General features: G+C 64.9%; 17 protein-coding genes. 9 read left to right on the forward strand and 8 right to left on the reverse strand.

Annotation, left to right across the window (positions count from 1 at the left end; all coding sequences use genetic code 11):
- Window positions 1-89: 89 nt before the first annotated feature.
- From XH88_RS22455 to XH88_RS22465, 3 genes are all read right to left on the reverse strand, one after another.
- A complete protein-coding gene (locus tag XH88_RS22455; RefSeq protein ID WP_271670476.1) occupies window positions 90-785 on the reverse strand; it encodes a glutathione S-transferase family protein in 696 nt (231 codons plus the stop codon).
- A 112-nt stretch (window positions 786-897) separates the two neighbouring features.
- The gene (locus XH88_RS22460) at window positions 898-1,128 is read right to left on the reverse strand and encodes a hypothetical protein (protein WP_271670477.1); all 231 of its coding nucleotides are present in this window, start codon (window positions 1,126-1,128) and stop codon (window positions 898-900) included.
- Complete coding sequence (locus tag XH88_RS22465; protein ID WP_271670478.1) at window positions 1,125-1,904, reverse strand: sulfite exporter TauE/SafE family protein; 780 nt, start codon at window positions 1,902-1,904, stop codon at window positions 1,125-1,127. Before XH88_RS22465 ends, XH88_RS22460 begins: the two co-directional genes overlap by 4 nt.
- A gap of 156 nt (window positions 1,905-2,060) precedes the next feature.
- Here XH88_RS22465 and XH88_RS22470 point away from each other — a divergent pair, with 156 nt between their 5' ends.
- From XH88_RS22470 to uvrB, 4 genes are all read left to right on the forward strand, one after another.
- Window positions 2,061-2,975 carry a LysR substrate-binding domain-containing protein gene (locus tag XH88_RS22470; RefSeq protein ID WP_271670479.1) on the forward strand — a complete coding sequence of 305 codons (915 nt, stop codon included), beginning with the start codon at window positions 2,061-2,063 and terminating at the stop codon, window positions 2,973-2,975.
- Window positions 2,976-3,085: 110 nt separating this feature from the next.
- Complete coding sequence (locus XH88_RS22475) at window positions 3,086-3,310, forward strand: hypothetical protein (protein WP_271670480.1); 225 nt, start codon at window positions 3,086-3,088, stop codon at window positions 3,308-3,310.
- A gap of 56 nt (window positions 3,311-3,366) precedes the next feature.
- Window positions 3,367-3,594 carry a hypothetical protein gene (locus XH88_RS22480; RefSeq protein ID WP_271670481.1) on the forward strand — a complete coding sequence of 76 codons (228 nt, stop codon included), beginning with the start codon at window positions 3,367-3,369 and terminating at the stop codon, window positions 3,592-3,594.
- 93 nt (window positions 3,595-3,687) lie between these two features.
- Entirely contained in the window at window positions 3,688-6,588 is a 2,901-nt protein-coding gene (gene uvrB / locus XH88_RS22485) for an excinuclease ABC subunit UvrB (RefSeq protein WP_271670482.1), read from the forward strand.
- 119 nt (window positions 6,589-6,707) lie between these two features.
- Here uvrB and XH88_RS39095 read toward each other — a convergent pair whose 3' ends face one another.
- Window positions 6,708-6,953 carry an SEC-C metal-binding domain-containing protein gene (locus tag XH88_RS39095; protein ID WP_333909263.1) on the reverse strand — a complete coding sequence of 82 codons (246 nt, stop codon included), beginning with the start codon at window positions 6,951-6,953 and terminating at the stop codon, window positions 6,708-6,710.
- A gap of 62 nt (window positions 6,954-7,015) precedes the next feature.
- On the reverse strand, window positions 7,016-7,246 hold the full coding sequence (locus XH88_RS22495; RefSeq protein WP_271670483.1) for a hypothetical protein: 231 nt from the start codon (window positions 7,244-7,246) through the stop codon (window positions 7,016-7,018).
- 350 nt (window positions 7,247-7,596) lie between these two features.
- On the opposite strand from XH88_RS22495, the gene XH88_RS22500 reads away from it, so the two are divergent.
- From XH88_RS22500 to XH88_RS22515, 4 genes are all read left to right on the forward strand, one after another.
- On the forward strand, window positions 7,597-8,037 hold the full coding sequence (locus tag XH88_RS22500) for a nuclear transport factor 2 family protein (protein WP_271670484.1): 441 nt from the start codon (window positions 7,597-7,599) through the stop codon (window positions 8,035-8,037).
- 215 nt (window positions 8,038-8,252) lie between these two features.
- Entirely contained in the window at window positions 8,253-9,176 is a 924-nt protein-coding gene (locus tag XH88_RS22505) for a hypothetical protein (RefSeq protein WP_271670485.1), read from the forward strand.
- 167 nt (window positions 9,177-9,343) lie between these two features.
- Window positions 9,344-9,763 carry a hypothetical protein gene (locus XH88_RS22510; protein WP_271670486.1) on the forward strand — a complete coding sequence of 140 codons (420 nt, stop codon included), beginning with the start codon at window positions 9,344-9,346 and terminating at the stop codon, window positions 9,761-9,763.
- 327 nt (window positions 9,764-10,090) lie between these two features.
- Window positions 10,091-10,228 (forward strand): hypothetical protein, encoded by a 138-nt coding sequence (locus tag XH88_RS22515; protein ID WP_271670487.1) that lies wholly within the window; start codon window positions 10,091-10,093, stop codon window positions 10,226-10,228.
- Window positions 10,229-10,269: 41 nt separating this feature from the next.
- On the opposite strand, the gene XH88_RS22520 is transcribed toward XH88_RS22515, so the two are convergent.
- From XH88_RS22520 to XH88_RS22530, 3 genes are all read right to left on the reverse strand, one after another.
- On the reverse strand, window positions 10,270-10,416 hold the full coding sequence (locus tag XH88_RS22520; protein ID WP_014492017.1) for a hypothetical protein: 147 nt from the start codon (window positions 10,414-10,416) through the stop codon (window positions 10,270-10,272).
- A gap of 202 nt (window positions 10,417-10,618) precedes the next feature.
- Window positions 10,619-11,101, reverse strand: coding sequence for a MaoC family dehydratase (locus XH88_RS22525; RefSeq protein WP_271670488.1), 483 nt, complete (start codon window positions 11,099-11,101; stop codon window positions 10,619-10,621).
- Window positions 11,101-11,553: a MaoC family dehydratase gene (locus XH88_RS22530; protein ID WP_271670489.1), complete on the reverse strand. Its 453-nt coding sequence runs from the start codon at window positions 11,551-11,553 to the stop codon at window positions 11,101-11,103. The genes XH88_RS22525 and XH88_RS22530 overlap by 1 nt, the downstream gene beginning before the upstream one ends.
- Before the next feature lie 159 nt (window positions 11,554-11,712).
- Between XH88_RS22530 and XH88_RS22535 the strand changes: the two genes are divergently transcribed.
- Window positions 11,713-12,009, forward strand: a complete 297-nt coding sequence (locus XH88_RS22535) for a DUF4282 domain-containing protein (RefSeq protein WP_092230128.1) — start codon at window positions 11,713-11,715, stop codon at window positions 12,007-12,009.
- The last annotated feature ends 45 nt before the right edge of the window (window positions 12,010-12,054 follow it).

Genomic DNA, 12,054 nt, shown 5'->3' on the forward strand with positions numbered 1-12,054 from the left:
TCGCCGTTCTCATCGACGACTTCTCGCCTCAGGAATGCCAAAACTACTTCCGCCACGACGGATACGCTTCAGCTTAAGTGACGGATGCTCTAGACTGGATGCCCCGGCGATTTCCGCGCCATACCGCCAAACGCATCGAGCAACTTGTCGCGCCATGCATAGACCGGATCGTCGGATTCGAGCAGCTTGAACGGGCTCACCACGCGCGCCCATTGGAAGCCGCCGAACACGATGTAATCGGCATAGTTCGGCGCAGCTCCGCCGATGAAAGGCTGCGTCTTGAAGCTCTGGCGCAACACCTCGAGCGATTTGCGGAATGCGATCACGCCGCTGTCGCGGTTCGCCATGATCTCTTCCAGCGGCTTGCCAAAACGCGCCTCGCGCGACTGGCGGAAATAAGCGGCATCGGCCTCGGCCAAATTCTTCGGGATGTCGGCAATGATGAGCGGAAAGATGCCCCCGACGATGGCGATGTCGCCCCAGGCGTTGATCATGCGCGCCATGGCGCGGCCGCCCTCGCCGCCAAACAGCGATGGACGATCCGGAAACGCGTCTTCGAGATAATTCGCGATCACCCAGGAATCGACCACCGGCTTGTCGTGATGCAGCAGCACCGGGACCCGTTCCGAGCCGTGCGGCGCGATCGTGCTCTTCTCGGTGAAACGCCAGGGCAGCGATTGCGCAGTCAGCCCCTTATGCGCGAGCCCCATCCGCGTGCGCCAGCAGAACGGGCTGAACGGGCGCGAGGCATCGGTGCCGACGAGTTCGTAGAGCTTGAGTGACATATTGTTTTTCCGTCATTGCGAGCGCAGCAAAGCAATCCAGTCTGTCGCCGCGGAGGCATTCTGGATTGCTTCGCTGATGCTCGCAATGACGATGTGGAGACAAAAGGGCGTATCACCGCCCGTTGGTTCGCAGCAGCCTCTCGCCCTCTTCCGTCACCGCGATGACCAGGCCGATGCCGGGCAGCGTCTCGCGCGCGACGAAGCCGCGATCGGCGGCGTCTTCCCAGATGGTGAGGCGCGGGCACGAGGTCTTCCAGGTCGAGATCACCTCGGCATAGGCGCGCGGCTCGCGCGCAACCCATTCGACGAAATCCAGCACCAGCGGGTCAGCCTTACAGCTCATTGTAAACCTCCCTTGGCGAAGGCAGCGAGCACCGGCGTGCGAACCAATAGCCAGCCGCCATAGGCGATGTAGTAGCAGGCGATGGTGGTGATCAGCTTGTACGACCAGGCGACGAATTGCTGGTCAGTCATGGCTTCGAGCAGGCGCCGCGCCAGCGTGGTGCCGAGCATCGAGGCGAGGATCGCGACGCCGGCGAACACGGGATCGAGGCTCGCCGCCTGGTCGACGATGCCGCCGAAATAGATCAGCTTGGTGAAATGGCTGACGACCTGACACATCGACTTCGTCGCCACCTTCTCGCGCCGGCCGAAATTACCGCCGAGGAAGAACGTGTCGAGCAACGGACCGGAAACGCCGGTCATCAGCATCAGGCCCATGCAGATCATTCCGTAGACCGTGCCCTGCCAGAGGCGATCGGGATCGGGCTTGATGTTGGTCGGCAACAGCCGCGCCATGAACGGCGTGGCGCCCAGCATCAAGAGCGCGATCGGCTTGTCAGGCACGTAGCGGGCGAGCGACCAGGCTGCGAGCGCGATGGTCGCGCCGGCCAAATAGTTCGCCACCGCCCGCCAGCGGATATGCGCTCGCCACAGCAGGGCGCGCCAGCCATTCGAGGCCATTTGCGTGATCGCATGCAGCACCATCGCGGCCGGCAACGGCATCAAGGCCAGCAGGACGCCGATCAGGATCAGCCCGCCCGCCATGCCGAACAGCCCCGACAGGAACGCGGTGGCGACCATCAGCAATCCAAGGGCAACGATCATGATGGGCGTCACGAGGGGATTCTCCTGTTGGGGCAGCTGGGGACGCAGACTGTTCATTCCCCCTCGCCCGGCTGGCGGGACGAGGCGAAGGAGAAGGTGCCTCGCTTGCCGTCCCCGCGCAAACTGAGTTATCTTGCCCTGGCATCAGCTTTCCTGAGGGTCCTCCATTTGCGCCGGCTGCTCTTTCTCAACGGCATCAAGGCATTCGAGGCGGCGGCGCGGACCGGCAGCTTTGCCGGGGCCGGCGTCGAGCTGAGCGTTTCGGCGGCCGCCGTCAGCCGCATGGTGCATCTCTTGGAAGAGCGGCTCGGCGTCGCGCTGTTCGAGCGCAAGGCCAACAGGCTGGTACTGACCCAGGCCGGCCGCGCCTATCAGAGCGGATTGACGCCGATCTTCGACGCGCTCGCCAGCCTCACCGCGCAGGTGACGGCGCCTGCAAGCGTGCGCGTGCTCACCATCGGCGTCGGACATACGTTTGCAATGCGCTGGCTGATCCCGCGCCTGTCGGAGTTTCGCAGCGAGGAGCCGGACATCGAGGTGCGCTTTACCACCGGCGGCGCGTCGGTGCCGTTTGGCGAGGACTGGAGTTGCGGCATCAAGCTCGGCACCGGCGACTGGCCGGGGCTCGTCGCCGAGCCCCTGTTCGCCGGCGACTTGACGCCGGTCTGCGTGCCCCGCCTCGCCACGTCATTGAAGCGCCCCGCCGACCTCAAAGGACCCAGCCTGATCCGCGTCGAACATTCGCCGGAGGACTGGCCGCTCTGGCTGAAGGCCGCGAACCTTCCCCGCATCAATCCGCGCGGGCCGGAGTTCCAGTTCTACGGCCAGGCGCTCCAGGCCGCCGTCGACGGGCTCGGCATCGCCATGGGCATCCGGCCCTATATCGACGACGATCTCGCCGCCGGCCGGCTGGTCGCGCCATTCGACCTCTCCGTGCCCAAGGGGATGCGCTGGTACCTGCTCTACCGCAGCTTCCAGACCGAACAGCGCGACTTCGCCGCCTTTCGCCGCTGGATCATGCGGGCGGCGGCGGAACCTGCGGCCCGTCCACGCCGGTCCGGACGCAGCGCAGTGCGGAACTGACGTCTCAACGTTCGGCTGAAAAAGCCGACCGCTTGTGAACCGCTTCACATTTCGAAATCCGCAAACGTGGTCCTCTGGCCCTCCGACACGAGAACATTTGGGGACTACCAATGACGACCCTTTACGACGGCTTTGACATCGAATCCTTCGAAGCTGGCAAGGGACTGTGGCACGCCCGGATCCGGCGCGCCGATTTCAGCCCGGTTGCCATCGACGGCGTGCTGTTTCCGACCATGGAAGTCGGCTTCGCCTGGCCCGATCCGGACGCGGCGATCGCCGATGCCAAGCACCACATCGACCGCTTCCGCCGGCACGCGGACGACAGCGCAGAATAGACCTCGCGAGACGAGAGACCGAGCGACAGCGCGGCATCACAGGGGGACACCGGCTCATGTCAGTCATCGACTACGACGCTCCGCGGCCGAGAATTTATTCGCGCAACGTGCTGGCGACATGCCCGGAATGCGACGGCGATCTCACGGTGCTCCGTGTGATCAGTGGCCGCGGCGGGTGCGAGTACTGGGCCATGCGCTGCGCCGATTGCGGCGGGGTCCATCTCGACATCCTCGAGCCGCACCTGACAGTCGTCGACGGCGACGGGCCGCTGCCGGCGGCGTGACCGCAGGGCCTGCTGCCAACCTGCTGTCAGCAGCCTGCGCGCAGACGGGCATTCGCCCTTTTCTGAGGGGCAGACTCGTCCCATATTCGCCCCATGGCGAAGAAAGCTGCTCCCCCAAAATCCCCCAGATCCAAGGCTCCGAACTCGAAGGCACATCGGCCTGACGTGCAGCCGATCGGACCGGCGCTGGCTGAACTGCTCAATCCCGCGATCAACCGCGGCGATGCCGGACTCGGGTCGGGCACCGGGTTGCAGCCGCCGCCGGACAATTCGCGCGATCGCCGCGCCGGAGGCGAGGCCGCCGCGCACCGGGCGCGGGCCTCGACGCCGAAGGAGTTTCCCTCCGATCGTCCCGGAGGGCTGGAAGAGGCACCGCAAGCCAATTACGGCACGGCCGCCACGATCCCGACGCTCGATCCGGAACTGGCGCGGCAGCTCGGTCTTCCCACCGAGGAGGACGACGCCGAGGCGCTGGCGCGTCCGCCGCGCAGCAAGATGGAGGCGCTCGGCGTCAAGGCGACGGCCGACGCGCTGGAATCGCTGATCCGCGAGGGTCGGCCCGAGTTCCGCAAGGACGACGGCTCGATGAAGGTGTGGACGCCGCACCGGCCACCGCGCCCGGAGAAGTCCGAAGGCGGCGTGCGTTTCGAGATCAAGTCCGAATACCGGCCGCGCGGCGACCAGCCGACCGCGATCAAGGAACTGGTCGAGGGCATCGAGCGCAACGACCGCTCGCAGGTGCTGCTCGGCGTCACCGGCTCGGGCAAGACCTACACCATGGCCAAGGTGATCGAGGCGACGCAGCGCCCCGCGCTGATCCTGGCGCCGAACAAGACGCTGGCCGCTCAGCTCTATGGCGAGTTCAAGAATTTCTTCCCCGACAACGCCGTCGAGTATTTCGTCAGCTATTACGATTACTACCAGCCGGAAGCCTACGTCCCGCGCACCGACACCTACATAGAAAAGGATTCCTCGATCAACGAACAGATCGACCGCATGCGCCACTCCGCGACGCGCGCGCTCCTCGAGCGCGACGACGTCATCATCGTTGCGTCGGTGTCCTGCATCTACGGTATCGGCTCGGTCGAGACCTATACCGCGATGACCTTCGCGCTGAAGAAGGGCGAGCGCATCGACCAGCGCCAGCTCATCGCCGACCTCGTTGCGCTGCAGTACAAGCGCACCCAGGCCGATTTCACCCGCGGCACGTTCCGTGTGCGCGGCGACGTCATCGACATCTTCCCGGCTCACTATGAGGACCGCGCCTGGCGCGTGAACCTGTTCGGCGACACTATCGAGAATATCGAGGAGTTCGATCCACTCACCGGCCACAAGCAGGACGAGCTCGAATTCATCAAGATGTACGCCAACTCGCACTATGTGACGCCGCGGCCGACACTGGTGCAGGCGATAAAATCGATCAAGTCGGAATTGAAGCTGCGGCTCGACCAGCTCAACAACCAGGGCCGCCTGCTGGAAGCGCAGCGGCTGGAACAGCGCACCACCTTCGATCTCGAAATGATGGAGGCGACCGGAAGCTGCGCCGGCATCGAGAACTATTCGCGCTACCTCACCGGTCGCCGCCCCGGCGAGCCGCCGCCGACGCTGTTCGAATATGTGCCCGACAATGCGCTGATCTTCGCCGACGAAAGCCACGTCACCATTCCGCAGATCGGCGCCATGTTCCGCGGCGACTTCCGCCGCAAGGCGACGCTGGCCGAATACGGCTTCCGCCTGCCCTCCTGCATGGACAACCGTCCCTTGCGCTTCGAGGAATGGGACATGATGCGGCCGCAGACCATCGCGGTGTCGGCGACGCCGGGTGGCTGGGAGCTGAATGAGAGCGGCGGCGTGTTTGTCGAGCAGGTCATTCGCCCCACGGGCCTGATCGACCCGCCCGTCGATATCAGGCCCGCCCGCACCCAGGTCGACGATCTCGTCGGCGAGGTCCGCGCCACCGCACAGGCCGGCTATCGCTCGCTGGTCACGGTTCTCACCAAGCGCATGGCGGAGGATCTCACCGAATATCTGCATGAGCAGGGCATTCGCGTCCGCTACATGCACTCCGACATCGACACGATCGAGCGCATCGAGATCATCCGCGACCTCCGCCTCGGCGCGTTCGACGCGCTGGTCGGCATCAACCTGTTGCGCGAAGGTCTCGACATTCCCGAATGCGCCCTCGTCGCCATCCTCGACGCCGACAAGGAAGGCTTTCTGCGCAGCGAGACCTCGCTGATCCAGACCATCGGCCGCGCCGCGCGCAACGTCGACGGCAAGGTGATCCTCTACGCCGACCAGATGACCGGCTCGATGGAGCGGGCTATCGCCGAGACCAACCGCCGCCGCGAGAAGCAGGTCGAGTACAACACCGCCAACGGCATCACGCCGGAGAGCGTGAAGAAGAACATCGGCGACATCCTCAACTCCGTCTACGAGCGCGACCACGTGCTGGTCGAGGTCGGCGGCCACGACATGACCGACGACGTCATCTCGATCGGTCACAACTTCGAAGCCGTGCTCGCCGATCTCGAGACGCGGATGCGCGAGGCCGCCGCGGACCTGAACTTCGAGGAAGCCGCGCGCCTGCGCGACGAGGTCAAGCGCCTGCGCGCCACCGAGCTCGCGGTGGTCGACGACCCCACCGCCAAGCAGCGCGCGGTCGCGAGCAAGGCCGGCGCCTATGCCGGCACCAGAAAATACGGCGACGCCGCGAATCTGCCGGTCAGCGCCATGAAAAACAAGAGCGCCGCAACAGCGCTCAAGGCTGGCGGAGGCAAAGGCTCACGCGTGCACAAGCCGCATCTCGACGAGATGCACGGCCCGGAATCGCTGCCGTATCGCGCGAGCGCGAGCCTGCCGTCGAAGCCGTTCGGCAGCACGAGCCGGATCATCCAGCCGACGGATTCACGGCAATCGGGGCCGGAGTTTGGACCCGCGCCGAAGTCGACGGGTGGCGCGCCGGGAAGGCGGGGTGGATGGAAGAAGAGGTAGGTTGCTCGATCGATGCGAGCCGCTTACCTCGCCCCGCAAGCGGGGCGAAGTAAGCCGTCATCGACGTCGCAGCCGCGTCGGCAGCTACTCCCTGAAAGTAATAGCTGCGGTTGGAGCCGTCATAGCTGCCTGAGGCCATGCAGCAGGCCTTGAAACCTGCGTCCGGAGCCACATGGGCAAAGGTCGTTGCGGCCGAGCTTCTCGCTCAGTTCGACGTCGCCGTGGAGGACGCGCTGGCCGCGTTTGACGTGGGTTTCCGAGGGGAAAGAATTCCGCCACTTACGCGTGACGCTGAAAGCTGGTGAGGTTTTCGAGATCGCGGGACTTGCGCATGACGCCCTCCATCGGTGCGAAGCGCGGCCGATTGCCGCCGCGCTTCGCTATCACGGATGTCGGGTGCACGGGAAGACGTGGCGCTTGCCCCCCCTTAAAGCTTGCCCTGCCCGTTCTGGCTCTGCTGTTGCTGCTTCTCCTGCTCCTTGGCGTGATGGCGGCCGTAGAGACAGCCGGCGGCGGCGCCCAGCATGCCGTGATGACCGGCATAATGGCCGGCGACGCCGCCGACGATGGCGCCCTTGATGCAGCCCTTGGCGTCGGCGGCGGAGGTCGCGCCCAGCATCAGAAGCGCGGCGGTGACGGCGAGAAGCGGGGATTTCATGGGTCGATGTCTCCTTCCGATGTCGGCGCTTCAACGAACAGGAGCGGGCCGGAGTTCCCGCGCACGTCGCGGGGTGTGAGCGCGGATCGTGATGCCTGCCGCATCCGCGGGCTCGCCGGTCTTCGGGCGTGCCGGCGCAGGCACGGTCGGCTCGACCCCCGGGAGATTACGGGGCTCTATTGCAAATCTCACAAAGCGCGATCAATTGCGCATTGCAAAAACGTGAATTGCGTTTTGGCCGAAACGGCGTATTTTGTTCGCATACAAATGAGTTGACCGACCCCGGGGCGCCTTTACGGTGCATGGGGTTGTTTTCCGTTTTTTGCAAGCCAGCTTCAGGACTGCCCAAAATGACAGAGCACAGCCTCTGGCGTTTCTCGCGTGCATTGCATCGCGCGATCAACGACCGGCATTTCGAGGATATCGAGGCCCTGATCGACGAGGACGTCGACTGGGCGGTCTATGGCCCGATCGACATGTTTCCGTTCCTCGGCGCGCGCCAGGGCAAGGCGGCGGTGCTCCAGGTTATCCGCCAGCTCGCCGACAATTTCCACGTCCGTCGTTTCGACCGTGAGAGCATCATGCTCGGCGTCGATTCCGCCTCCTCGATGCTGCGCTACTCGCTCACGGCGCTGGATTCCGACAAGCCGATCAGCCTGCGCGTGGCGCAGTTCGCCCAGTTCAAGGCTGACAAGCTCATCAACATGCGCGTGCTGATCGACACCTTCGATCTGGTCGAGCAGGCACTCGGCCGCGCCATTCATCTGCCAAAGATGACCAGCGTCGGCTGAGGGGGACACCAACGGGCTCCGAGACTTCGGGACCGATCGACTGATGCTCCTGCGACCCGTCCTGGCCACCAGCCCCGCCGGACGCGCATCGCCGAGAGGCTCGTCATCGGTCGCGCGCGACTTGCGCGCGGCCCGTTGGTTCATCATTCTGGGTGCCACAATTTTGCGACGATAGTTCCGCATCTTCCGCGCGAACTGGGCTTGCGGGCAAGGCAATGGAATTCACGACAGGTTTTGGCTGGAGCAGGCTGCCGCTGGCGGCCACGTTCATTTTCGGCTCGGTGCTGACGACCCAGGCGCAGATCATTCCGCCCTTCTCCCCGCCTCCCGCCGCGACCGCGCCTGACGATGAAGCCGACAAGGTTGCCGAGACGACCCCCGACGCCAACGACACCGACGTACTCAAGGGCATCGACGTCGACAAGCTCGACTGGAGCCAGCTCGCCATCGACGCCGGCGCGCTCAACGACATCATCGAAGCCAAGAAACGCGCGAAGGCCGCCACCAATGCCGGCTTGAACTGGTCGTCCAACGCCAATGCCAACGGCACATCGGCCGTGACCGTGAAGGAGTCGGTGTCCTCGTTCTGGGACACCCGCATCGGCGCCGACATGACCGTAACCAAAGAGCCGACCACGATGTCGGAGCTGCTGGCGGAGAAGGCCGAAAACGGCGGCAACCTGCCGCAATCCTCCGGCAGCGCCTGGGCCGCCGTGACTGCGCCGGGCGCGGGCGTGATCTGGGACAAGACCGCGGTGGAAGCCCGCGTCGACCCCGGCGCCGAGCAGAGCAAGCTCGGGGCGTCGCTGACCAAATCGGTGCCGCTGTCGAGCGACTATTTCCTGACGCTCCAGAACGGCTACAGCGTCAACCAGCAGGGCACCACGGCGCTGCCCGGCGTCGGTGGCCACGTTACCCGCAATTACGAGACCGACCAGTCCGCCAAGGTGACCATCATCGACACCGGCACCAGCATCACCGCTGGCCGGACGCTCTCGACCACCGACGACAAATGGCTGGGCAAGGTCGGCGCCGAACAGAAGCTGTTCGACAATGTCACCGTGTCCGGCTCGGTCGGTGAGACCTCGCAAGGGGCGATCAACAAGAGCGTGACGGCCGGCTTCAAGAAGAGCTGGTGAGGCTTCTTCAGACTCTCCTAACCATACGCCACGGCAAAGCCCCCGAATCGTCCGCACTTGCCGTATCTCGGCCCCGTTGCGGTCAAAATCCGGCGCCCTAGTCGGGTCACCGACGCCGTCGTGCGGGGGACACTCGCGCTGCGCTCAACGCGAACAGGGGAACCTTGATGAACGCCATTCGTCCGGAAAAGATCGAAGCCACCGAGACCGAGACGGTCGACAGCAACCTCGCCGCCGTGACCGAAGTGGAAGCCGGCATCCGCGATTTCGTCCGCAACGATATCGCCTATCTGCGCCGGCCGGCCGCGACCACCGACGCGCCGCCGCTCGACCCGAGCGCGGAAGCCACCGTCACCAACGTCAACTCGCTGATCCAGCGCGTCGCCGGCACCTCGCTCGCCGAGATCGAGAATCTGATCTCGGAGCTCGAGAGCCTGCGCGACCTGCTTCATGCCGAAGGCCAGCGCGTCCAGCGCGAGATCTCGGGCTACGCCCAGCTCAGCCAGGCCGCGATGAAGTCGACCCGCATGATCGCCGACAACGTCGCCCAGTGGAAGCGCGCCGCCGACGGCCTGCGCAATAGCTGATCGAGCGAACCAGGCATCACGAACCGCCGCGTTCCGGAAGGGGCGCGGCGGTTTTGATTCAGGGGCGCGATGGGCCGGCGCCGTCCCCACAGGACAGCTGTCATCACCCGCGAAAGCGGGTGATCCAGTATTCCAGAGGCGGCAGTGATTGAACCGAAACGCCGCGGCGTACCGGATGCCCCGCCTGCGCGGGGGCATGACAGCACGACATGTGGCTGCACGAAGCGGGCAGGACAGCGGTGGGCGTCGTTTGAACCCTCTGCCCCACCCCGGCGACCAAAGCCTAGCGCCCGTGCCGCTGACGGCGGGGCCTCGGGGACCTCTCAGATGGAAAGCATTCGGCCCGATAATGCGGACCCGATCCCGCTGCGACCCACGCCGAACCAGTTCGGCACCATTATGCTGCGCTTTGTCGGGCTGCTGGCGGTTGCGATCGCGATTTTGGCGTTCGTCTATAGCCGCTGATAGCGGGAGCCGCGAGGCGGGTCCCCGGAGTTAACGAGCGCTTAACGGCTCGCGTCGATGGCCGAAGCTTCCAGGGTGTAGGCGCCGTCGGCGTAACCCTTCACCACCATGCCCGCGACCAGCATCACAGCCAGCGTCGCAGTCGCAAAGATGAATCCGACCAGCTTGAGTGCGCCGCGGTCTGCCATAGTCCTCGTCCCCTGTACTCTGCCAATTCGTTTCAAATAGACAGCGACAGGTTCATAATTGGTTAGCAACTCGATGGTTCCGGCAGCTGCTTCGTGAGCCGCCGGCCATCTCGGGATGGCTTATGGCAGCCGCCCTGAATCGCGTCCATAGCGCGCGGGCAACACTCGTGCGCTCTTTTCGGCCGTTCATTCTGGAACTTGTCTAACCGCCTTTGCCGCGCATCGGCACGAAGGCGCTGGCGGTGATGGAATAGACGTCCTCGCCGCGCTGGTTGGTGCCGGTGGTGCGGGCGGTCAGGATGCCCCAGCCGGGACGCGAGCCAGACGCACGCTTCTCGATGACTTCGTTAACGTAAGAGATGGTGTCGCCCGCGAGCACCGGCTTGATCCAGCGCAGATCGCGAAAGCCCGGCGACGGGCCCCAGACGGCAACCTCCTCGCCGCGCGAAGCGGCCTCGCGCGCCAGCCGCTGGCCATCGGCGACAAGCAGGCTCATGCAGGCCGAGCCGACATGCCAGCCGGACGCGGCTAACCCGCCGAACAGCGAGTTCTTGCCCTCCTCTTCGTCGAGGTGGAAGCGCTGCGGATCGAACTTTGCCGCAAAAATCTTGATGGCCTCCGCCGTGAAGGTATAGCTGCCGATCTCCCGCCGCTGGCCGATCTCGATATCCTCGAAGAACCGCATCAGACCGCTCCCGCGCGCCGCTCGATCAGGATCGGCGAGGTCATCTCGGCGAGCGCCTCACCCTTGGCGTTGCGCACCGTGCATTTGAACTTGACGATGCCGAGCTCCGGGCGGCTCTTGGACGTACGCGCCTCCACGACATCGACGTCGAGCATGAGGTCGTCGCCCGGCCTGAGCGGCGAGAGCCAACGCACCTCATCGACACCGGGAGACCCCAGCGAAGCAGCGCGGGTGATAAAACCATCGGCCATCATCCGCATCATCAGCGAGCAGAGATGCCAGCCCGAGCCGGACAGGCCGCGCAGCATGCTCTTGGCCGCAGCTTGCTCGTCCAGATGCATCGGCTGCGGATCGAACTCGGTGGCGAAGGCCAGGATCTCGTCGCGGGTGACATGGCGCGGGCCGAACGTTCCGTAGCGGCCGGTCGGGAAATCTTCGAATGTCAGGGTCATCTTGGAAAAGCTTTGCGGGAAGGACAGATTGTGGCCGCACTTTGCGGCAATCTCAACCCGCCGGCTCGCATGGCTCGTGCTACATTCGGCGAGTCGGGCTGAACCTGCCTCATTGTCTAGATGACACGGCCGGCGGCACGATCTGCCCGGGGGAGAGACATGTTTTCATTCAGCGATCTGTTTCAGTGGGACCGCTTCATCACGCCGACGATCATCAAGACCTTCTACTGGCTGGTGATCGGTGTGATCTGCCTGTTCGGGCTCTCCGGAATCTTTGCCGGCCTCACGGCGATGGCGATCAGCCCGTTCGCCGGCTTCCTGGTCGTGCTGGAATCGATCGCGGGCGTCGTCGTCGGGGTAGTGTTCTCGCGCATCGCCGCGGAATTGATCCTGATCGTATTCCGCATCAACGAGCATCTCGGCGCGATCAGGGATCAGGGCGGCGGGATGCGGTAGCCACTCGTGTCCCGGACGCGGCGCGGCATGAAATGACCCGACGCA

It is taken from the genome of Bradyrhizobium sp. CCBAU 51627 (genome assembly GCF_028128765.1).
In the GTDB taxonomy this organism is placed as follows: Bacteria; Pseudomonadota; Alphaproteobacteria; order Rhizobiales; family Xanthobacteraceae; genus Bradyrhizobium.

Coding starts and splice junctions, on each gene's coding strand:
- XH88_RS22455 (WP_271670476.1), bottom strand. CDS start 785: ATGTCACTCAAGCTCTACGAACTCGTCGGCACCGATGCCTCGCGCCCG.
- XH88_RS22460 (WP_271670477.1), bottom strand. CDS start 1,128: ATGAGCTGTAAGGCTGACCCGCTGGTGCTGGATTTCGTCGAATGGGTT.
- XH88_RS22475 (WP_271670480.1), top strand. CDS start 3,086: ATGACGACCCTTTACGACGGCTTTGACATCGAATCCTTCGAAGCTGGC.
- XH88_RS22480 (WP_271670481.1), top strand. CDS start 3,367: ATGTCAGTCATCGACTACGACGCTCCGCGGCCGAGAATTTATTCGCGC.
- uvrB (WP_271670482.1), top strand. CDS start 3,688: ATGGCGAAGAAAGCTGCTCCCCCAAAATCCCCCAGATCCAAGGCTCCG.
- XH88_RS22495 (WP_271670483.1), bottom strand. CDS start 7,246: ATGAAATCCCCGCTTCTCGCCGTCACCGCCGCGCTTCTGATGCTGGGC.
- XH88_RS22500 (WP_271670484.1), top strand. CDS start 7,597: ATGACAGAGCACAGCCTCTGGCGTTTCTCGCGTGCATTGCATCGCGCG.
- XH88_RS22505 (WP_271670485.1), top strand. CDS start 8,253: ATGGAATTCACGACAGGTTTTGGCTGGAGCAGGCTGCCGCTGGCGGCC.
- XH88_RS22510 (WP_271670486.1), top strand. CDS start 9,344: ATGAACGCCATTCGTCCGGAAAAGATCGAAGCCACCGAGACCGAGACG.
- XH88_RS22515 (WP_271670487.1), top strand. CDS start 10,091: ATGGAAAGCATTCGGCCCGATAATGCGGACCCGATCCCGCTGCGACCC.
- XH88_RS22520 (WP_014492017.1), bottom strand. CDS start 10,416: ATGGCAGACCGCGGCGCACTCAAGCTGGTCGGATTCATCTTTGCGACT.
- XH88_RS22525 (WP_271670488.1), bottom strand. CDS start 11,101: ATGCGGTTCTTCGAGGATATCGAGATCGGCCAGCGGCGGGAGATCGGC.
- XH88_RS22530 (WP_271670489.1), bottom strand. CDS start 11,553: ATGACCCTGACATTCGAAGATTTCCCGACCGGCCGCTACGGAACGTTC.
- XH88_RS22535 (WP_092230128.1), top strand. CDS start 11,713: ATGTTTTCATTCAGCGATCTGTTTCAGTGGGACCGCTTCATCACGCCG.